Here is an 18,988-nt window from a genome sequence, read left to right as displayed (position 1 = left end):
CGTTCGGGAGTCCGGCCCCGATCAGCTGGTACGGCTACCGGATACGGCCGCGCTTGGCCTCCATGGCCGCGCGGCCCTCCGCGCCCTTGAGCCGCCAGTCACGCCGGATCTCGGCCCGCAGCCGGGCGTCGGTCTTGGCGACGATGCGCTGGTTCTCCCTGAGCAGCTTGCGGTAGCTCTCCAGCCGCCGCTCGGGCAGCGAACCGTCGGCCAGCGCGGCGAGCACCGCGCACCCCGGCTCGCTGCCGTGGGCGCAGTCGTGGAACCTGCAGCCCTCGGCCAGTTCCTCGATCTCGGCGAACACCTGTCCCACGCCCTGCCCCGCGTCCCACAGCCCGACACCCCGCAGACCAGGGGTGTCGATGAGGACGCCGCCGCCGGGCAGCACGAGGAGATTGCGGGTGGTCGTGGTGTGCCGGCCCTTCCCGTCGACGTCACGGGTGGCCTGGACCTCCATGACGTCCTCGCCGAGCAGGGCGTTGGCGAGGGTCGACTTCCCGGCGCCCGAGGCACCGAGCAGCACGCTCGTACTCCCGGAGACGACGGCCGACAGCACATCGACGCCCTCCCCCGTGGTCGCGCTGAGGGCGAGCACCCGCACACCGGGCGCCGTGGTCTCGACATCGTCGACGAGATACGACAGCCCCGTCGGGTCCGGTACGAGGTCGGCCTTGGTGAGCACGACGAGCGGCTGCGCACCGCTCTCCCAGGCCAGGGCCAGGAACCGCTCGATCCGCCCCAGGTCCAGCTCGACGGCGAGCGATACGGCGATGATCGCGTGTTCGACGTTGGCCGCGAGGATCTGGCCCTCGGAGCGCTGGGACGAGGTGGACCGTACGAAGGCGGTACGGCGCGGCAGCAGCGTCCGCACGTACCGCGGATCACCGCCGGGGTCCACCGCGACCATGTCCCCGGTGCACACGACCTTCAGCGGGTCGCGCGGCACGACGAACTCGGTGTCGGCCCGCACGGGGCCGCCGGGGGTGACGACATCGCACTGACCCCGGTCGACCCGCACGACCCGCCCGGGCAGCAGGCCTTGCGCGGCGTACGGGGTGAACTCCGCCTCCCAGCCCTCGTCCCAGCCGTACGGGGCGAGCGGATGAGCGGTGGAGGAAGCCTCGGATGAGGCAGCAGAGAAAGACAAGGGGGAACCCTTCACAAGGGCGGCCCCGGCGTACGCGCCGGTCAGGCGCGAGAAGAGAGAAAGGTCAGCCGGAGACCACGGAGGTGACATGAACGATCAGCTGATTGCGGGCAAGGCCCATCGCGGCGACAGCCATCGGTACACACCTCCCGGTTCACACACACGGCCGACGGGACCCCACCGGTCCCTCGGAACACGTGGGAATTTAGCGCCTCCCCCACCGTGCCCGCCACCCATTTTCTAATGCTCCGCGTCCGTCGGCCGTGGCGGGGGCGGTGGGCCCACCGGGAGGTCCGGTTCCGTGAAGTCGACCGGGATGCCCACGATCATCCGCAGGCCCGGGTGGGCCAGCGGGGCCAGTGCCTGGACCGAGACATGGACCCGGCCGGTGAGCGGCAGGACCATCGGGCGCACCGTGCCGTAGGGGTGCAGGCTCATCTCCGCGCGTTCGTCGCCGTCCCACAGGCGCCGCACCTCGGCCGAGCGGCGGACCCGGCGCACCACGCGCTGGATCGGGTCGTGCTCCGAGTCCACGATCGAGCTGCGGCGCAGCTCGGCGACCATGTAGGGCGCCCAGCGGGTCTCCCACTGCCGGCACTGTTCGCGCCCCTGGGAGGAGGGGGCGAGGAGTTCCTCCATGACATTGGCGCCGGGGCGCTGCATCCAGGGCCAGTGCCAGGCCGCGCGGCAGTTGTAGGCGAGAACGGTGTAGGTGTCGTCGCTCCAGTAGGCACCGTGGCCGATGCGGTGCAGCAGGCCGAGCAGGTCGTCCGGGACGTCGGGGTGCTCCGGGACGACGGTGCGTGGCGGCTGGTGACCGGACCACACGTACAGGGCGGACGCCTCGGCCGGGTTCAGGTCCAGAATCCGGGCGCAGTCCCTGACCAGGTCCTTGCTGATCCGCCCCTCGCCGTGTTCGAGGCGACGGTAGTGGCGCTCGTCCACTCCGAGCAGATCGGCCATGATCGACTGCGTGAGCCGGCCGCGGCGGTGCCGGTGGCGGGGCAGATCCCTCATTCCGGGAACGTCTTCCAGATCCCGGCGCGCCCGCCAGGTACGCATGATCTTCTGCATGTCCGACTGAGGGGGCAGCTCCGCTTTCCCCATCTCGCCACCTCCGGGCACGGGCCACCGGCGACGCCGGGGCGGTACACCCGTTCCATCGTGCCTCTCCGTGGCTGTGGCGGCGCGCCGGGAGACCGGACACCGGGGCGTCCGGTCACCATCACACCCTTCCCCGAAGTGGCGGCAGGCGTTTGTGTGGGTCGTGGAGATTTTCGTTCCCAGGAGAGGACCATGGAGATTTTGGCCGTTCAGCGCGCTGCCCCCAGCCCGCCCGCCGCCGAGGACCGGCACGTCTGGTGTCTGCCCGACACTGATCTCACGGGGGCCGCTCACGCCCGCCGGAGGGCGGCCGGTGTGCTGCGGCGGTGGCGGCTGCCGCGCGCCACCGTCGACGACGCCGTCCTCGTGGTGTGCGAGTTGGTGACCAACGCGCTCCGCCACGGTCGAAGTCCGGTGCGCGTCGCGCTCCACCGGGGGCTCCATCGGGGCCGTGGCGCCCTGACGATAAGCGTCACCGACCAGGGCCACATCCCTTATCCGAGCGGTCCCGAGCAGGACCTGGGACACGCCGGGGAGAGCGGCCGGGGTCTGTCCATCGTCGCCGCGCTCGCCCAGGCCCACGGGTACGAGGGGGGAGCCTCGACCACGTTCTGGGCCCGGCTGCACACCCACGCGGCGGGCCCTGCCGAGGACGCGCCCTGAAGCGTGCCCCCGGCGGCGGCCCAGCGCGTGCGCGATGCGTGGCGCCGCCTGAAGCTGGGAAGCAGACCTCGCTTCTCACGCCCACGGAAAGGCCGGACCTCATGTCCTTCACCCAGCGCAGGGACATCGGGCTGCTCGCCCTCCGACTCGGAGTCGGCAGTGTCCTGATCGCCAACGGTTCGCAGAAGCTCTTCGGCTGGTTCGGCGGGGGCGGTATCCGGGGCACGACCGAGGCGATGGATCAGATGGGCTTCATCCCGCCCCGGGAGAGCGCGATCGCCTCGGGCGTGGGGGAGACGGCCAGCGGCACCCTCCTCGCCCTCGGATTCGCGACCCCGGTGGCGGGCGCCGCCGCCGCGGGTGCCATGTCGGGGGCCGTCTCCGTGCACGCTCCCGCCGGCTTCTTCTCCCACTCGGGCGGCTTCGAGCACCCCGCTCTCGTCGGCCTTGTCGCCGCCGCTCTCGGTGTCACCGGGCCGGGGCGCTACTCGCTCGACCACTTCACCGAGCACACGCTGGACCGGCCGGCCGTCCTGATGGCCGCCTTCGCGCTGAGCGCGGCCGCGGCGACCGTGGTGGTCAGCCGCCGTATCGCGGTGCTCGCGGAGAGGAGCGGAGTCGGCGCTACGGACGCGGACAACGGTGCCGCGACCGCGTAGCCGGGCACCGGCGCGGGAGCCGGTTCGACCGTGATGTGATGGCCCGGTGAGCCGCGCCGTGGAGGAGAGCAATCGCCGCATGCTGCGGGTGCGCGACGCGATGGACCGCGACTACGCGCAGCCGCTCGACGTGCCTGCCCTGGCGCGGATCGCGCATGTGTCGCAGGCGCACTTCACACGGACCTTCCGTGCCACCTTCGGCGAGACCCCGCACCGTTACCTCCAGCGCCGACGGGTCGAGCGCGCGATGTTCCTGCTGCGGGAGACGGACCGGAGCGTGACGGACATCTGCTACGAGGTCGGCTTCGGCAGTCCCGCGACCTTCAGCCGCACCTTCCGTGACATCGTGGGCCGGCCGCCGAGGACGTACCGCAGGGAGACGGTGGCGGCCACCGGATACGTACCGACGTGCTTCACCAAGGCGTGGACACGGCCGAGCACCTGACCCCGTCCCCCGGCGACTGAGCAGTTCTGGACAAGTTTTCGTCCGGTCCGGGCCGTAGCGTGATGACCATGTTCAACGCAATCACGCACTCGCAGATCTACGTCCTCGACCAGGACGAAGCACTCGACTTCTACGTCGGCACCCTCGGCCTGGAGGTCAACACCGACGCCGACCTCGGCTTCATGCGCTGGCTCACCGTCAACGTCCCCGGTCACCCCGACCGCCAGATCCTGCTGGAGAAGCCGGGCCCTCCGGCGATGTCCGAGGAGACCGCGCAGCAGGTCCGCGAACTGGTGACCAAGGGCGCGACGGGCGGCTCGCTCATCTTCACCACGGACGACTGCCGTGGGACGTACGAGACGCTGAAGTCGCGCGGTGTCGAGTTCACCGAGGAGCCCACCGACCGCCCGTACGGCATCGACTGCGGGCTCCGCGACCCGTTCGGCAACAACATCCGCTTCACCCAGCCGAAGTCCTAGCCGCGCGGGTGCGCTGTGACCGCAGAGCCCGGTGAGACGGCCAGACCGCTCTCACCGGGCTCGCCGCGCGCGCGTCAGTCCCGGAGGGCCACTCGGGCCCGCACCCCCGGACTCGGCCGCAGATTGACCAGCAGCTGCGGGCGGATCCGCTGACCGGGCAGCAGCTCGACACGGAGCCGCTGCGCCATGACGGCGGTGAGCAGGTGCCCCTCCATCATGGCGAGATGGCTGCCGGGGCAGACGTTCCCACCCGTCCCGAACGGCAGATACGCGCTCTTGGGCAGCGCCTTCTCGCGGGAGCGTTCGAAGCGGTCCGGGTCGAACGTCTCCGGGTCCTCGAACACCTCCGCCCGCTGGTGCAGGCTGTAGGCGTTGATGAAGACCATCGTGCCCGCCTTGATGGTGTAGCCGCCCACCGTCGTGTCCCTGACCGCCTGCCGGGGGATCATCGACGCCGGCGGGTAGAGCCGCATGGCCTCCTTGAAGACCTGCATGCAGTACGGGAGCAGGGCCAGGTCCCCGAAGGTGACCGTACGGCGGCCGAGGACCGAGTCCACTTCCTCCAGGACCCGCGCGCGCACCGCGTCATGGGTGGCGAGCAGGTAGAGCGTCCAGGCCTGCGCGTCGGCGAAGGTCTCCTGGGACGCGCCCCACGCGGTCAGTGCCTCGTCGAAGAGCAGACCGTCGGGCCATGCCGCTGCCGTCCTCGTAGCGGGTGTTCATCAGGTCCGTCAGCAGGTCGACCGTCTCCGCCCGGTCCGGGGACGCCCGCCGCTGCGTGATGAACTCGGCGATCCAGCGGCGGATGAGAGCGATGTTGCGGCGGGCGCGGCGGTTCCTGGGCGTGGGGACCCAGAGCGGCAGACCCACCACGCTGGTGATGGCGTGCATCTCCCACGCGAACGCCTCGGTGATCGCGCGGGCCAGCGCGCGGTTGTCCCGCGACGAGGCGCTGAAGAGCAGTTGGGTGACGATGTCCATCGTCAGGGAGTTCATCTCGGCGACGAGGTCGACCTCGGCCGGCTCCGACCAGCGGGCCAGGAACCGCTCCGCCTCGGCGACGATCGTGTCGGCGTGCTTGGGCACCTGGCGGGGCGAGAGGTGCGGCAGGACGATACGGTGCTGCCGCGCGTGCGTCTCGCCCTCACCGACCAGCAGCCCCTGTCCCATCAGCGGCTCCAGCGCCCGTGTCTGGCGCTTGCCCCGCCCGTAGTCGGCGGCACGCTCGATGAGAACCTCGCGCACGGTCGCGGCGGTGGAGACGACGACCGCCCGGCCGGGGCCGATGCGGAAGCCGGCCACGCCGTCGGCGGCGGCCTCCGACAGTCCGGCCAGGGCGGTGATCGTGTCCTTCTGGAGTTCCCGCGCGTGGCCGAGGAGAAGCGAGGAGCCGGGGGCCTGGGGCGGTGGCGCCTGGGTGGTGGTCGCCCTCGCGGGGGCGGTACTGGCGGTCATCGGACGGCCCTTTCATCGCTTCGGACGCCCCGGGCGGGCTTCGCGGCCCTGGCGGGGAGGAGGGTTCCTGCCTTCTGGTGCGCGCGGGACTCGCGTACGAGCCGGCCCAGGGACGCCACCAGGCCGGGGCTCTCGGTGAGCCGGTAGGCCGAGTCCGGGGGCAGCGCGCTCACCAGCCGGTCGTGCGCCGCCAGGTAGTTGTGGTAAGGGAGTCCGGGCATGAGGTGGTGCAGCGCGTGCAGCCGCAGCCCGACCGGGGCCCACAGCTCGGCCAGCGGGCGGTTGCGCGGATGGTTGACGGTGTCCATCATCTGCTCGACCACGGACATCTCCTCCTCGTTGCCCACGTAGCGGTGGGCGGCGAGCAGCCGGGCGGAGTTGAGGACTGCCACGGCCGCGAAGAGCGCGCACCACTGCCAGACCCGGCCGGCCGAGACGGTCCCGGTGGCGACGAGCGCGGCGACGGCCCCCATCCAGAGCAGACAAGCGGCTTCCTGGAGGCGCCAGTTGAGCTTCTCCTCGGGCTTGGGGAGGCGGCCCTCGTACTCCAGGTCGATCTTCAGCGAGAAGAGGTTCCGGTACAGGCAGGTGCGCACGCGGGGGACGAACCAGGAGACCGGGGTGACGACCCCGAACCGGTACGGCCCGAAGAGCGGCAGCATCAGGGGCAGTACGAGCAACTGCGCGCTGCTCCACAGGGACATACGGGCGAGCGGCAGATACTCCGCGTCCTCGCCGGTGCCGTAGAAGCGGCGGTTGTGGTGCTCGCCGTGGCAGTCGTACATGAAGACCGGGACCAGCATCGGGATACCGAAGATGATGTTCCAGCCGGTGCGGAAGCGGTTGAAGGAGCGCTTCGCGCGGAAGTACGCGATCTCGTGGATGAAGGCGAAGCAGCGGAAGACCGCGAGGACCGACACCACGAAGGCGGCGACGCCGGCGACGGTGAGGCCGCCGAGCGGGCCCACCGCCCAGAAGGCGGCGACGGCGACCAGGTAACTGCAGAGGAAGTCCGCCCAGTAGACGGCGAGCCGCGGTTTGAAGAGGCCGCGCAGGGTCTGGTGGGCCTGTTGCACGGAGAAGTCGCGCATGGCGCGCTGGATCCCGGGCTCCCAGACGATCGCGGGCGCGGGGAGGCGGTGTTGCTGTCGCCGCTGCTCAGGCATGCCGGCCGCCGTCGGTGGGCGAGGTGGACGAGGTGCCGGGGCCGGCCGAAGTGGCGCCGTTGTGCGCGTAGTTGCGGACGAGCCTGCGGTGCCGGTGGGTGAACAGGGCGCCCATCATGCGGTGGAAGGGGGCGACGACCCCGCCGTCCGACCAAACGGCGGGCTCGGCCGAACGGCGGGCTCCGACGCACGCGCCGCCGGACGGGACATCAGGTCCCCGTCCGGCGGCGCCCGTCCGTCCGGCACCAGCCGCACGAGCGGGCGGGGGGTCGCGGGCGGCTCGGGGCCCCGGCAGGATGGCCGTATGACTGGCAGCGACGCATCCACCCCACAACCGGCCGCCGGAGCTCCCGCGGCCCCGGCCCCCTTCACCGCCGACGACTACCGCGCCCGGATGGAGCGCGCGGTGCGGGACGCGACGGCCGCCGGGCTGGCCGGCGTCCTCGTGGCGCCGGGACCCGACATGGTCTGGCTCACCGGCTATCAGCCGCCCGCCGACACCGAGCGGCTCACCCTGCTCGTCCTCACCCCGGACACCGGCCCCGTCCTCGTCGTGCCCAAGCTGGAGGCGCCCGACGCCGCGAAGTCCGTCGGCGCGCCCGCGCTGACCCTGCGGGACTGGACCGACGGCGCCGACCCGTACGCCGTGACCGCGCCCGCGCTGACCGCCGGCGGCCGCTACGGCATCAGCGACAACACCTGGGCCCTGCATCTCATCGGCCTCCAGAAGACGCTGCCAGGCACCTCCTACGCGCCGTTGACGAACGCGCTGCCGATGCTGCGCGCGGTCAAGGACGCGCGGGAGGTGGAGCGGCTCGCGGCGGCGGGGGCGGCGGCGGACTCCGCGTACGAGGAGATCAAGAAGGTGCCCTTCGCGGGCCGCAGGGAGACCGACGTCGCCGCGGATCTCGCGGGTCTGCTGCGCGGATCCGGCCACTCCCAGGTCGACTTCACGGTCGTCGGCTCGGGCCCCAACGGGGCCAACCCGCACCATGAGGCCGGTGAACGGGTCATCGAGAACGGCGACATGGTCGTGCTCGACTTCGGCGGGCTCTGCCAGGGGTACGGCTCCGACACCTCCCGTACCGTTCATGTCGGTGAGCCCACCGAGGAGGAGCGGCGCGTCCACGACGTGGTGCGCGCGGCGCAGCGGGCCGCCTGCGACGCGGTACGGCCGGGTATCGCCTGCCAGGAGGTCGACCGGGTGGCCCGCGCGGTGATCGACAGCGCGGGATACGGCGAGTACTTCATCCACCGCACCGGCCACGGCATCGGCGTCACCACCCATGAGCCGCCCTACATGGTCGAGGGCGAGGAGCTGCCCCTCGTACCCGGCATGTGCTTCTCGGTGGAGCCCGGCATCTATCTGCCGGGCCGCTTCGGCGTCCGTATCGAGGACATCGTGACGGTCACCGAGACCGGCGGCCGGCGGCTCAACACGACGGAGCGGGGCCTGGCCGTGGTCGGTTAGGAGGAAGCGCCCGACGCGCGGGGGCACTTGGGGCAGTTGTCGTACGGCCCCCAAGTGCCCCCGCGGGTTCAGCAGTTCGGTACGCCGGGCAGCCAGGACTCCACCACGTCGATGAAGATGTTGGAGATGTAGCCACCGAAGGCGGGCAGATAGGCCCAGCCGTCATTGGTGATGCCGTCCACGGTGATCCGCTGGCCGTGGACCTGGCACTTGACGTTGACGGTCGTCGGACCGGGGAGCCGCGCCACCTCGGCCGAGGCGGTGGTCGCCTGCTGGCGGATGCGGACGTCCGTGCCCCACGTGGGGAACGACGTGCCCGTCTGGTCGCCGGTCCAGAGGTAGGTGACGGTCACCCAGCCGTTGTCGTCCAGGCCGACGTTGTAGAAGGTGCCGTCGGCGAGATCGATACCGGCCGGGTTGAGTACGACACGGCCGGAACCGTCCCGGCCACCGTTGTAGCCGTCCTCGTAGGCGGCCTGCGCCTCGGGCTTGCCCTGGGGCAGGTCCTTGAACATCTCGCGGGTCGGCGAGGGGTTCCAGTAGTCGTCCTTGGTGTTCCAGGGCCCCACGTCCCACACCGGCGCCGTCTCGCAGCGGGCGGGCCCGCAGACCTGCACGGAGTACTGGCCGCTGCCGTTGGGCGACAGGCCCCGTCGCGAGGGCAGCGCGACGAAGTGGTCGTTCGGCTGGATGACATGGCCGTTGGCGGTCGTACGGCCGACGAGACCCTCACGGGTGGCGAAGACCCGGGCGGTGACGGCGCTCGCGCCCGCGGCGGCGCGGGGCGCGGCGCCCTTCTCCGCGGAGAGCCGCAGGCCCCGGACGCGTACCTCGCCCTCCTTGTCCCAGAGGGTGATCCGGGCCTGGACGGTGGTGACGGCGCGGGGCAGGACAGCGGGGCCCCGGTCCGCCGGAATCCACTCGGTCCAGCTGCCCCCGGCGGAGCGGCCGCGCACGTCGACGACCACCTCGGCTCCGGCGTCCGCGGGCGTGTCGGCGACCGGTTCGGCGCTGACCCGGTTGACCGGACCGTCGAGTTCCTCGGGGGCGAGCACCTGGGTGCCGTAGCCTTGGCCGGCCTCCGCCGACGCCGGACGGAAAGCGGTGCTCCGGACGCTCAACGCACCTTTGGCGTAGCGGACGTTGACGTCGTCGGAGGTGATGCGTGACAGATCCGCCGACCAGGAGACCGGCGAGGATGCTACGCGCGTGGACTTCTGGCCGTCGGCCGCTCCGGCCGGTGGCGTGGCGACGGCCACACCCATGCAGGCGAGTAGAGAAAGGGCCGCGGTGATCCGACGTCGGTACGTGGGTCTCGCTCGGTCCTTCATGCCGGTCTCCTCGTGTGGGGGATGGAACCCGGCACACGCTAGTGAGGGTGTCATGTAACCGACAAGAGTCCACCGGCAAGAGCCCAGGGAGGGAGAGATCTCCCCGTGGGCATGAGGGCCCTGACAGATCGTCAAAGAGCCGGCGGGTCAGGGGACATGGGCAGGGGCGGGACGGTGGCCACGGCTCGGCGCGTGGTGGGTCAGCGCCGCGTGCGGGTCGGCTTCGTCCGCCGTGGCGGCGGGGTCCGCGTGGACCAGGGCGGCGGTCAGCCGGGGTACGGCGTGCAGCAGCGCGTGCTCGGCGGCCACCGAGACGTCATGCGCCTGACGTACAGTCAGATCGCCGTCCACCACGACCGCGACCTCGGCGCGCAGCCGGTGACCGATCCAGCGCAGTCTCAGCTCCCCCACCGCCTGTACGCCGGGGACGTCCAGCAGGGCCAGCTCGGCGGCGTCCACGAGCGCGGGATCGACGGCGTCCATGATGCGGCGGAACACCTCACGGGCGGCGTCGCGCAGGACCAGGACGATCGCGGCGGTGATGAGCAGACCGACGATCGGGTCGGCGAGCCGCCAGCCGATCGCGGCGCCGCCCGCGCCGAGGAGGACGGCGAGTGAGGTGAAACCGTCGGTACGGGCGTGCAGCCCGTCGGCGACAAGGGCCGCCGAACCGATCTCGCGGCCCACGCGGATGCGGTAGCGGGCGACCCACTCGTTGCCGGCGAAGCCGACCACGGCGGCGGCGGCGACGGCCGGCAGATGGCTGACGCGCTGCGGGTCGAGCAGCCGGTCGACGGCGGTCCACGCGGCGAACACGGCCGAGGCGGCGATGGTCAGCACGATGACGATGCCGGCGATGTCCTCGGCCCGCCCGTACCCGTAGGTGAATCCGCGGGTTGCGGCACGCCGGCCCAGGACGAACGCGACGGCGAGCGGCAGAGCGGTGAGCGCGTCGGCGGCGTTGTGGACGGTGTCGCCGAGCAGCGCCACCGAACCGGACAGGATGACGACCACCAGCTGCGCGAGCGCGGTCACGCCGAGCACGGCCAGCGAGACCCACAGGGCACGCATGCCCTTCGCCGACGATTCGAGGGCGGGGTCGATCTTGTCGGCCGACTCGTGGGAGTGGGGGGTGAGGAGGTGACCGGCCTTCTGCCGCCGGCGGGCGAGCCGTCCGCCGCGCACCGCCTCGCGGGCGTCAGCCGGGTGAGGGCCGTGGGGGTGCCCGTGGGAGTGCCCATGGGAGTGGTGCCCGGCTCCGTGAGGGTGCCCGTCAGGGTGGGCGTGTCCGTGCGGGTCGTTCATGGCGGTGGCCTTCCGACGCTCGGGCGGTGGGACCGGGCAGGGAGGAGCGGTGGGGTGGACAGCGGCGTACCCCGTTCGTCATTATGTGCATATGAACGCACGCATGCAACTGTCACCTGCGCATGATGCGCACCCGCCCATCCCGGGCGAGGAGCAGTTCACACTCGCCGCCGAGGTCTTCGCCGTCCTCGCCGACCGCACGCGGCTGGTCCTCCTGCACGGGCTGGCGGGCGGCGAGGCGGACGTGACGACGCTGACCGAGATGTGCGGCGCGGCCCGCCCCGCCGTCAGCCAGCATCTCGCCAAGCTCCGGCTCGCCGGTCTGGTGGTCACCCGCAAGGAGGGCCGCCGGGTCGTCTACAGCCTCCGCGACGGCCATCTGCGGCGCGTGATCGACGAGGCGCTGAGCCTGGCCGATCACCAGCTCGACGGCCGCCCCTCGCACGACTGAGCTCTTGAGGCCGGTACGACCTCCGTCCGGGCGAACTGTTCGATTTCGGTCACCGGCCCGGAGGGACCCCGCACGACCTCCTAAAAGACACGCGTGAGGCGCCTGGGAGGGGAGGCGAATCGCGGCGTGTCGCCATACGCTCATCCCCATGAGCATCGACCGGCGCGTGCTGCTTCGTGGCATGGGCTGGGCCGCCGCAGCGGGCGCGGGCCTCACCCTGGCCGCCGACGCCGCCGGGAGAGCCGGCGAGGACGGGTCCGCCCCTCCATCGCGCCCGCAGGCACGCCCGGAACGGGCGCTCCGCTGGGGCAGCGCCGCGCCCGCCGTCGAGCCGCGGACGTTCTGGCAGGAGAAACCCCCGCCCCGGCGGAAGCCGGAACGTACCGCCGACGCGGTCAGTGCCGTGTTCATCCACCACACCATCAGCCCCAACGACTACACGCGCCCCGAGGTCCCCAATCTCATCCGTACCTTCGCCGTCGACCACGTCGACAACCGGCAGTGGGACGACATCGGCTACAACTTCCTGGTCGACCGGGGCGGCGTCATCTACGAGGGCCGCGCGGGCGGCATCGAGAACCCCGTCGTCGGCGCGCACACACTGGGGTTCAACGTGGGCACGGTCGGCATCGCCGCCATAGGCGACTTCAGCGACGGCGCCACGGTGCCCGAGGCCATGGTCGACTCTCTCGCCCGGCTGATCGCGTGGAAGCTCGGACTGTACGGGGTGGACCCGCGCGGCACGACGAGGCTGGTGTCCACCAACGACGGCAGCCGGTACAAGAAGGGCACCCGGCAGATCTTCCGTACGGTCTCGGGCCACCGGGACGGCTACTCGACGCGCTGTCCGGGCGGCGCTCTGTACGAGGCACTCCCCCGGATCCGCGAACGCGCCGCCCGCCTTCAGGGCCGCCCCGGCACATAGCCGGCGACAGGCGGCTCAGAGCGCGCGGTGCATGATGTGGAGGCCGACATAGCCCCGCACCGGATGGCGGAAGCCCTCCGGGAGCGTGCCGAGCACGGTGAAGCCGAGTGATTCGTAGAGCTTCACCGCGTGCGTGTTGGTCTCCACGACGGCGTTGAACTGCATCGCCCGGAATCCCGCCGTACGCGCCCACTCCAGGCTGTACTCGCACAGCGCCCGGCCCACGCCCCGGCCGGTGTGCGCGGGATCGACCATGTAGCTGGCGCTCGCGATGTGCGAGCCGTTGCCCATGTGGTTGTTGTTCATCTTGGCGGTGCCGAGGACCGTGCCCGCGTCGTCGACCGCGACGACGGTCCGGTTCGGCGGGGCCAGCAGCCACCACTCGCTCGCGTCCCGCTCACCGAGGTCGGTCGGATACGTGAACGTGTCGCCCGCCGCCACGATCCGCTGGAAGAACGGCCAGATGGCGGCCCAGTCCTCACGGGTGGCTTCCCTGATCAGCATGGACCCAGCATGCCGGGGCGACGGCCGGCGCCGCCAGCGCATTCCGGCGCCCCCACCGCGAGACCGTATGCCGTCGATGGCAGCGGGTACACGCGAGGGCATGGTTGAGAAGACGACTGTCCTTGTCCTGGACTGTGCCGAACCGATGGAACTGGCCGAGTTCTACGCCGGTCTGCTCGACGCGGAGATCCGCCCGTGGGGCGACCCCGACTATGTGGAGGTCGTCGGCAACAACGGCGTCCATCTGGCGATCCACCGCGATCACGGCTACGCGCCGCCCAGTTGGCCCCGGCCCGACGACTCCCAGCAGGCGCATGTGCGCATCCTCGTGAACCGGGGTGACATGGACGAGGCCGAGCGCGAGGCGGTCGGCCTCGGTGCCAGACCGGTGGAGGCCAAGAACAACAGCGGGCCGCGCGACGTGCGGACGTACTCCGACCCCGCCGGTCACTCCTTCACGCTCGCCGTGTCGCCCGGCCCCGCGCGGCAGCCCGATCCCGTCGGCGGGGGCGCCAACACCGAGAGCATCTCCGGCATCGGTGACGTGTGACAGGACCGTCCTGTCGGTCGCCGTGCGCTACCGCCCGGCGATCAGCACCGCACCCGACACCGCCGCGAACACCAGGACCATGACCCGGAGTTTCGCCGCGTCCACACGGTGGTGCGCGAGGCGGCTGAGCCAGACGCCGAGCGCGAGGGCCGGCAGGAGCAGCAGCGCGGGCGACGCCTGACCGGGGCTGCCCTGGCCGGTGGCGAACAGCAGCCCCAGGGAGGCGACCTCGCCGACGAGGAAACAGACCGCGACCGTCGAGCGCAGCTCGGCCGGCGGCCGGTGCTGGTAGACCAGCGCCAGCGGCGGGCCGCCGACGCCCGTCGCCGTCTCGGTGAGGGCCGTGACCGCGCCCGCGCCGACGTACGCCGCCCGGCCGGGGGTGAAAACGGGTGCCAGCAGGCTCACCAGCACGGCCAGCACCGTCGCGGCGCCGACGACCACGCCGAGGTGGCGTTCGGGAACCGCCCACAGCAGCGCCAGGCCCCCGGGGGTGACCGCGAGGCGGGCCGCCGAGATCCAGCGGGCTCCGCGTATGTCGAGGCTGGCGCGCTCGCGCCACGCCACGTACAGATTCAGCGGGATCATCGAGGCCAGCAGGAACACGGGCAGCAGACCGGGGTCGACCATACCGACCACGGGCGCGACGATGAGGGCGAAGCCGAGGCCGCTCGTTCCCTGGACGAACGCGGCGAGCGCCACCACGGCGGCGAGGAGCGCCATCCCACCGCCGCCCAGCCCCTGGCTCAGCCCGTCGATCACTTCGTTCCCCGGCCCTCCGCCACGACCTGACGCTCCGTCACTCCCTGTGCAGGAGTATCAGTATCTCCTGCCGGCCGGACGCCATGAACGACGGCGGTGCGCGCAGCCGCGCGCGGGACGTCGTTATGGGGTGGCGACGGCGGTGTCCGGTGTACGGGGGGTGAAGCGGACGGGCAGCGACTTCAAGGAGCGGATGAACGGGCCCGGCCGCCAGGCGAGTTGGTCGCGCGGCATGACGGGCTCCAAGTCGGGCAGCCACTGGGTGATGCGTTCGATGGCCTCGGTGGCGATGAGCAGCACCTGCTGCTTGAGTGGGCACTTGTGCGCTCCCGCCCCCCAGGAGAGATGCGAGGCGTCGTGCGGATGGTGGGGCGCCCCGGCCGCGGCCTGTTCGGAGAAGTATCCGAGCGATCCGTAACTGACGATGACAGGCACCGCCTTGCGCACCCATACCCCGTGGAAGCTCAGCGACTCCCGGGCGTAGAGGATGCCGTAGTTCGCCAACGGCGTCTCGTGGCGCAGCACTTCGACGACCGCGTCCATCACGGGGCGCGACCCGCTGGTGAGGGTGGAGTAGTACACGGGGTTGCCGAGAATCCTGGAGAGCGCGTTGGCGACGAGGTTCGCCGTGGGTTCGTGGCCGGCGGCCATCGTGATGAAGACCTGCCAGACGACCTCCTCGTACGTGAGGTCCGCCGGGTGGTCGATCAGCCAGCTGGTCAGGTCGTCACCGCGTTTGAGGGTCTTGGCCGTGACGAGTTCCGTGACGTACCGGCCGTACTCCAGCTCACCGGCGGCGGCCTCGTCACCGCCCTCCATGAGCCGGCCGATCGAGTTGTGGAGCCGGACGCTCTCGCTGTCGGGGAGGCCGAAGAGGTTGTTGAAGATCAGCGTCATCAGCGGGCGGGCGAAGTCGTCCACGAGGTCCGCGCTGCCCACCGGGCCGAACCGGCCCACCAGCAGGTCGACGGCGCGGTGCACGCGCTCGCGCAGGTCGTGCGGCTCGACCAGGTCGAACCCGTCGATGAGCGCGGTGCGGTAACGGGCGTGCGCCGCACCGTCGTTGAAGAGCGGATTGGGGCGCCACTTCAGCATGCTGAGGATCGGTGAGTCGGGGGCGGCGGTGGACTCCCACTCCCGGGAGTCGTGGGACCAGGTGTCGGGGTCGTGGAGGATGTCGAGGGCGGCCCGGCGGTCGGTGACGATGTACGCGGGCTCGCCCGGGGCGAGTTCACCCCAGCCGACGGGGCCCTGTGCCCTGAGGGCCTCGTACCGGCTGTGCGGATCGGCGGCGAAGCCCTCGTCCCAGAGCCGCACGGGCGCCGAGAGGGAGAAGGCCTGCGCGGGGGCGGGGTACGAGGTCACCGGGTCACCGTGCTTCCGGGGTGGGCGCGGCGCCGCTCTCGACGGCGCCGGCGAGGGCTTCGGTCTCGGTCGTGGCCTCGGTCGCGGCCTCAGGTACGGCCTCAGGCACGGCCCCGGCTCCGGCGGGACCGTCGGCGGCCTGGCCCGCCAACAAATTCTGGACCAGTGCGAGCAGGGCGTCGACGGAGGAGTTGGTGTCACGCGCGTCGCAGACGACCATCGGTGTGCCGGGCTCCAGATCCAGCGAGCCGCGCAACTGCTCGACGGTGTACTGGCGTGAGTCGGGAAAGGTGTTGAGCGCGACGGCGTACGGCAGCCCCGACTCCTCGACCAGCCCGAGCACGTCGAAGGAGTCGTCGATACGGCGCGTGTCCACCAGGACGAGCGCGCCGAGCGCGCCGTGGGCGATGTCCGCCCACAGCGAGCGGAAACGCTCCTGGCCGGGTGTGCCGAACAGATACAGGACGATGCCGGCTTCCAGGCTGATCCGCCCGAAGTCGATCGCGACGGTCGTGGTGGTCTTCTCCCGGACCCCCGCGAGGTCGTCCACGGCCACGGACGCCTCGCTGAGGTGTTCCTCGGTGTGCAGCGGACGGATCTCGGACACCGAGTCGATCAGCGTCGTCTTGCCTACGCCGAACGGGCCTGCCACCAGGATCTTCACCAACTCGCGGGTGGTGTCGGGCAGGTGGAGCCCGTCGGCGCTGGTGCTACTGCTTGAGGGCGCGGAGGCCATCGGCCACTCTCTTCAACAGGTCGGACGCGGGCAGGGCTGCCGGGGGTACCGGCGGACGCAGGCTCACCAGCCCCTGCTCCGCCAGTTCGGCGGCGAGTACGCGTACGGCGGAGACCGGCAGCTCCAGCAGGGCGGCGGCTTCCACCAGGGTGAGCGTTCCGCCGTCGAGCACGTCGTACAGCGCGTGCCGTGCGGCGGGCAGTCCGTCGGGAGCGGGCCCGGCCCCGCCGGTCAGCAGCGAAAGCCGCTCAAGCTCTGTATGGCGCGGCCGAGCCACCCCGCCGGTGGACAGATAGGCGGGAACGAGTGGACGGCCGCTTCTGCGGCCGGTCATGCCGGGATGCCACCCTCGCCCGCGCGCGGTGCGGCCGTCATCGCCTTCTCGCCGAGTCTGGCGACCTGCGAGTGCACGCGGTGGGCGAGCAGGTCGAGGCGTACCTCGGGCCCCCCGTACGCGGCCACACAGGTGCCGTGCGAGGTCGGCGCGACCAGGATGTAGCCGTGGTCGGACTCGATGACGATCTGGCGGATCTCCGCGTCGTCCCTGTCGGCGAAGGCGGCGGCGGCCGTTCGGCACGCGCCCTGCACGGTGCTGGTGATCGCCGCCGTACGTTCGGCGGATGCCTGGCTCAGCGCCTCGGTGTAACCGGAGACGAGACCGTCTCTGGTCAGGAGGACGGCTGCCCGCACATGCGGGATTTCCAGGATCGGATCGAGCACCCACGCCGTTTCGCCGGCGTCGCGGCTTTTCATCGCGGGTCGTTCCCTTCGGGTTCGGCGGAGGATCGTGCCGCTGCGGTGCCGGTCTGGAGCGCGCCGAGCGCCGCTGCGGAGTCTTCGGGAGTACGGGCGGGCGGCGGGGCCTGCTCCGGAACGGGCCGGGCCGCCGGGACCGCCGCTTCGGCGCCGGGCCGGGCATGGCGTCGCCTGCGCTGCGGCAGGTCGTCGTCGGGCGCGGTGCCGGGGTCGGGGACGGTTTCGGGGTAAGAGTCCTCGACGCGGGAGAAGTTGGTTCGCGTGAGGATCTCGGCGGCGGTGAACGCCGGGGACCCGGTCACCTTGCGGGTCCTCGCGGACCCGCCGGTCCTGACGGGCAGCTTTCCCCTCGTCTCCTGCCTGACCGGCGGTTCCGGCGTATCGGCCTCGCGGGTGGAGCGCGGTGCGGCGGCGGCCGGCGGTCTGACCACCGGGTCGACATGGCTGAGCAGATGGTTGTCGACCAGCAGCACCGCGCGTACACCGCCGTACGGGGACGGGGTCGACAGATCCACCGACAGGTCGAACTGCCGGGTGAGCTGGCCGATCGCGGCGAGTCCCATCCGGGGCGGGTCGCCGAGGTCGGAGAGCAGGATGGGTTCGCTGCTCGCCACCATCCGCTGCGCGTAGGCGCGTTCGTCGGCGGACATCCCCACTCCGGCGTCGTCGATGGTGACGGCGACCCCGTGGTGCGCGCGTTCCAGGTTCACCGTGACGTCGGAGTCGCGTGAGGAGTGCCGCAGCGCGTTGTCGAGGAGCTCGGCGACGATGATCGCGACCGGCTCGACGGCGTGCGAGACGAGTGCGGTCCCGGACTCCAGATGGTTGTTGACACGGACGCGGTGGTATCCCACGAGCCGGGACTGGCCGCCCGTCACCGCGTCCACCAGGTGCGACTCCTCACGGGCCAGCCCCACCCAGGCGCCGCACACCACGGCGGCGACCTGCGCGCGTCGCAGCGACTGCTCGTTCTCGTGGTCGAGTTCGAACAGGGTCTGCGCCAACTCGGGTTCGTCGTACTGCTGTTGCAGTCCTCGGAGCACGTCCTGGAGCCGGTAGAGCCCCGCCTGGATCTCCCGGGTGGTGCCGCGCATGCCCGCACGGGCCGCGGCGTCGACCCGTTTGCGCTCCTTCGTCATGACGCCCAGCAGGCCGTCGAGCACTCCTTCCAGACCGGCGCCGGGCCGGGTTCGGGCGAAGTCGGAGCTGAGCGGTCCGGGCACCTGGGCGTGCGGGTGCGCGGCGCGGGTCGCCACCGCGGGGATGCGTTTCTCGGTCAGATGGGCGATCTCGGCGATGAGGTCGTCGGACGCGCGCGCGGCCTTCGCCCGCGTGTCGTCGAGCCGCTCCCGCAGGCACGCGATCTCCTCGCGAAGGCCGGACCGGTCACGCCGTGAGCGGAGCAGGAACCCTCCCAGGACGAGAGCGAGCAGAGTCCCGGCGGACAGGCCGGCAGCGGCCGGAACCGTTATCTCGATCATCGGACGAACCTCGGGAGGATCGGGGACGGGCGGGTCCAGGAGAAGCAGTGAGACGGACCCGCACAGTACACACCGTGACCGGACGTGTTCGCACCGCATTCGCGCCAAGGTCCCCCGGGAATCCCCCCTACGAGGGCCGCGGCCCCCAGAAGCGTCCGGGACGGGGGCAAACCGTGGTAAGCCGCTCGGAGTACGCGACCGCGCTCGCCGTCGCCGCCGCGACCGCACGTGCG

General features: G+C 71.7%; 23 protein-coding genes. 8 read left to right on the top strand and 15 right to left on the bottom strand.

Features of this window, described 5'->3' with window-relative positions:
- Positions 1-34: 34 nt before the first annotated feature.
- Entirely contained in the window at positions 35-1,147 is a 1,113-nt protein-coding gene (gene rsgA / locus IEY79_RS08200) for a ribosome small subunit-dependent GTPase A (protein ID WP_229700740.1), read from the bottom strand.
- A 240-nt stretch (positions 1,148-1,387) separates the two neighbouring features.
- Entirely contained in the window at positions 1,388-2,254 is an 867-nt protein-coding gene (locus tag IEY79_RS08195) for a helix-turn-helix domain-containing protein (RefSeq protein WP_189106665.1), read from the bottom strand.
- A 189-nt stretch (positions 2,255-2,443) separates the two neighbouring features.
- Here IEY79_RS08195 and IEY79_RS08190 point away from each other — a divergent pair, with 189 nt between their 5' ends.
- The 4 genes from IEY79_RS08190 (at position 2,444) to IEY79_RS08175 (ending at position 4,497) form a co-directional block, all read left to right on the top strand.
- Entirely contained in the window at positions 2,444-2,914 is a 471-nt protein-coding gene (locus IEY79_RS08190; RefSeq protein ID WP_189106664.1) for an ATP-binding protein, read from the top strand.
- 101 nt (positions 2,915-3,015) lie between these two features.
- Positions 3,016-3,573 carry a DoxX family protein gene (locus IEY79_RS08185; protein WP_189106663.1) on the top strand — a complete coding sequence of 186 codons (558 nt, stop codon included), beginning with the start codon at positions 3,016-3,018 and terminating at the stop codon, positions 3,571-3,573.
- Positions 3,574-3,619: 46 nt separating this feature from the next.
- Positions 3,620-4,018, top strand: coding sequence for a helix-turn-helix domain-containing protein (locus IEY79_RS08180; protein WP_189106662.1), 399 nt, complete (start codon positions 3,620-3,622; stop codon positions 4,016-4,018).
- A gap of 68 nt (positions 4,019-4,086) precedes the next feature.
- Positions 4,087-4,497, top strand: a complete 411-nt coding sequence (locus tag IEY79_RS08175; protein WP_189106661.1) for a VOC family protein — start codon at positions 4,087-4,089, stop codon at positions 4,495-4,497.
- A gap of 74 nt (positions 4,498-4,571) precedes the next feature.
- On the opposite strand, the gene IEY79_RS37995 is transcribed toward IEY79_RS08175, so the two are convergent.
- From IEY79_RS37995 to IEY79_RS37985, 4 genes are read right to left on the bottom strand one after another with little or no spacing between them, the layout of a single operon-like run.
- A complete protein-coding gene (locus IEY79_RS37995) occupies positions 4,572-5,159 on the bottom strand; it encodes a cytochrome P450 (protein ID WP_268240583.1) in 588 nt (195 codons plus the stop codon).
- A complete protein-coding gene (locus tag IEY79_RS37990) occupies positions 5,083-5,952 on the bottom strand; it encodes a cytochrome P450 (protein ID WP_189106660.1) in 870 nt (289 codons plus the stop codon). The genes IEY79_RS37995 and IEY79_RS37990 overlap by 77 nt, the downstream gene beginning before the upstream one ends.
- On the bottom strand, positions 5,949-7,118 hold the full coding sequence (locus IEY79_RS08160; RefSeq protein ID WP_189106659.1) for a fatty acid desaturase family protein: 1,170 nt from the start codon (positions 7,116-7,118) through the stop codon (positions 5,949-5,951). Before IEY79_RS08160 ends, IEY79_RS37990 begins: the two co-directional genes overlap by 4 nt.
- On the bottom strand, positions 7,111-7,236 hold the full coding sequence (locus IEY79_RS37985) for a hypothetical protein (RefSeq protein ID WP_268240582.1): 126 nt from the start codon (positions 7,234-7,236) through the stop codon (positions 7,111-7,113). Before IEY79_RS37985 ends, IEY79_RS08160 begins: the two co-directional genes overlap by 8 nt.
- Positions 7,237-7,422: 186 nt before the next feature.
- On the opposite strand from IEY79_RS37985, the gene IEY79_RS08155 reads away from it, so the two are divergent.
- The gene (locus IEY79_RS08155; protein ID WP_189106658.1) at positions 7,423-8,589 is read left to right on the top strand and encodes an aminopeptidase P family protein; all 1,167 of its coding nucleotides are present in this window, start codon (positions 7,423-7,425) and stop codon (positions 8,587-8,589) included.
- Positions 8,590-8,657: 68 nt separating this feature from the next.
- Here IEY79_RS08155 and IEY79_RS08150 read toward each other — a convergent pair whose 3' ends face one another.
- Together IEY79_RS08150 and IEY79_RS08145 are read right to left on the bottom strand one after the other, a co-directional pair.
- Positions 8,658-9,920, bottom strand: a complete 1,263-nt coding sequence (locus IEY79_RS08150) for a DUF8814 domain-containing protein (RefSeq protein WP_189106657.1) — start codon at positions 9,918-9,920, stop codon at positions 8,658-8,660.
- 147 nt (positions 9,921-10,067) lie between these two features.
- Positions 10,068-11,225, bottom strand: a complete 1,158-nt coding sequence (locus tag IEY79_RS08145) for a cation diffusion facilitator family transporter (protein ID WP_189106656.1) — start codon at positions 11,223-11,225, stop codon at positions 10,068-10,070.
- Positions 11,226-11,316: 91 nt separating this feature from the next.
- Here IEY79_RS08145 and IEY79_RS08140 point away from each other — a divergent pair, with 91 nt between their 5' ends.
- Positions 11,317-11,676: an ArsR/SmtB family transcription factor gene (locus tag IEY79_RS08140; protein ID WP_189106655.1), complete on the top strand. Its 360-nt coding sequence runs from the start codon at positions 11,317-11,319 to the stop codon at positions 11,674-11,676.
- Between the two features lie 148 nt (positions 11,677-11,824).
- Positions 11,825-12,601 (top strand): peptidoglycan recognition protein family protein, encoded by a 777-nt coding sequence (locus IEY79_RS08135; protein ID WP_229700739.1) that lies wholly within the window; start codon positions 11,825-11,827, stop codon positions 12,599-12,601.
- Positions 12,602-12,616: 15 nt separating this feature from the next.
- Here the strand turns inward: IEY79_RS08135 and IEY79_RS08130 are convergent, their stop codons facing one another.
- Positions 12,617-13,105, bottom strand: coding sequence for a GNAT family N-acetyltransferase (locus tag IEY79_RS08130; RefSeq protein WP_189106654.1), 489 nt, complete (start codon positions 13,103-13,105; stop codon positions 12,617-12,619).
- Between the two features lie 100 nt (positions 13,106-13,205).
- Between IEY79_RS08130 and IEY79_RS08125 the strand changes: the two genes are divergently transcribed.
- A complete protein-coding gene (locus IEY79_RS08125) occupies positions 13,206-13,655 on the top strand; it encodes a VOC family protein (protein ID WP_189106653.1) in 450 nt (149 codons plus the stop codon).
- 27 nt (positions 13,656-13,682) lie between these two features.
- Here the strand turns inward: IEY79_RS08125 and IEY79_RS08120 are convergent, their stop codons facing one another.
- The 6 genes from IEY79_RS08120 to IEY79_RS08095 all read right to left on the bottom strand — a co-directional run bounded on the left by IEY79_RS08120 (position 13,683) and on the right by IEY79_RS08095 (position 18,755).
- The gene (locus tag IEY79_RS08120) at positions 13,683-14,378 is read right to left on the bottom strand and encodes a sulfite exporter TauE/SafE family protein (RefSeq protein WP_189106801.1); all 696 of its coding nucleotides are present in this window, start codon (positions 14,376-14,378) and stop codon (positions 13,683-13,685) included.
- Between the two features lie 162 nt (positions 14,379-14,540).
- Positions 14,541-15,782 carry a cytochrome P450 family protein gene (locus tag IEY79_RS08115; RefSeq protein WP_189106652.1) on the bottom strand — a complete coding sequence of 414 codons (1,242 nt, stop codon included), beginning with the start codon at positions 15,780-15,782 and terminating at the stop codon, positions 14,541-14,543.
- 4 nt (positions 15,783-15,786) lie between these two features.
- Positions 15,787-16,518 carry a GTP-binding protein gene (locus tag IEY79_RS08110; RefSeq protein ID WP_189106651.1) on the bottom strand — a complete coding sequence of 244 codons (732 nt, stop codon included), beginning with the start codon at positions 16,516-16,518 and terminating at the stop codon, positions 15,787-15,789.
- Positions 16,493-16,852, bottom strand: coding sequence for a DUF742 domain-containing protein (locus IEY79_RS08105; RefSeq protein WP_189106650.1), 360 nt, complete (start codon positions 16,850-16,852; stop codon positions 16,493-16,495). Before IEY79_RS08105 ends, IEY79_RS08110 begins: the two co-directional genes overlap by 26 nt.
- The gene (locus IEY79_RS08100) at positions 16,849-17,271 is read right to left on the bottom strand and encodes a roadblock/LC7 domain-containing protein (RefSeq protein WP_189106649.1); all 423 of its coding nucleotides are present in this window, start codon (positions 17,269-17,271) and stop codon (positions 16,849-16,851) included. The genes IEY79_RS08105 and IEY79_RS08100 overlap by 4 nt, the downstream gene beginning before the upstream one ends.
- Positions 17,268-18,755, bottom strand: a complete 1,488-nt coding sequence (locus IEY79_RS08095) for an ATP-binding protein (RefSeq protein WP_189106648.1) — start codon at positions 18,753-18,755, stop codon at positions 17,268-17,270. Before IEY79_RS08095 ends, IEY79_RS08100 begins: the two co-directional genes overlap by 4 nt.
- Between the last annotated feature and the right edge of the window lie 233 nt (positions 18,756-18,988).

The organism is Streptomyces camponoticapitis, from assembly GCF_014646115.1.
GTDB classification, from domain to species: domain Bacteria; phylum Actinomycetota; class Actinomycetes; order Streptomycetales; family Streptomycetaceae; genus Streptomyces; species Streptomyces camponoticapitis.
This window is presented reverse-complemented; position numbering and strand designations above follow the sequence as displayed.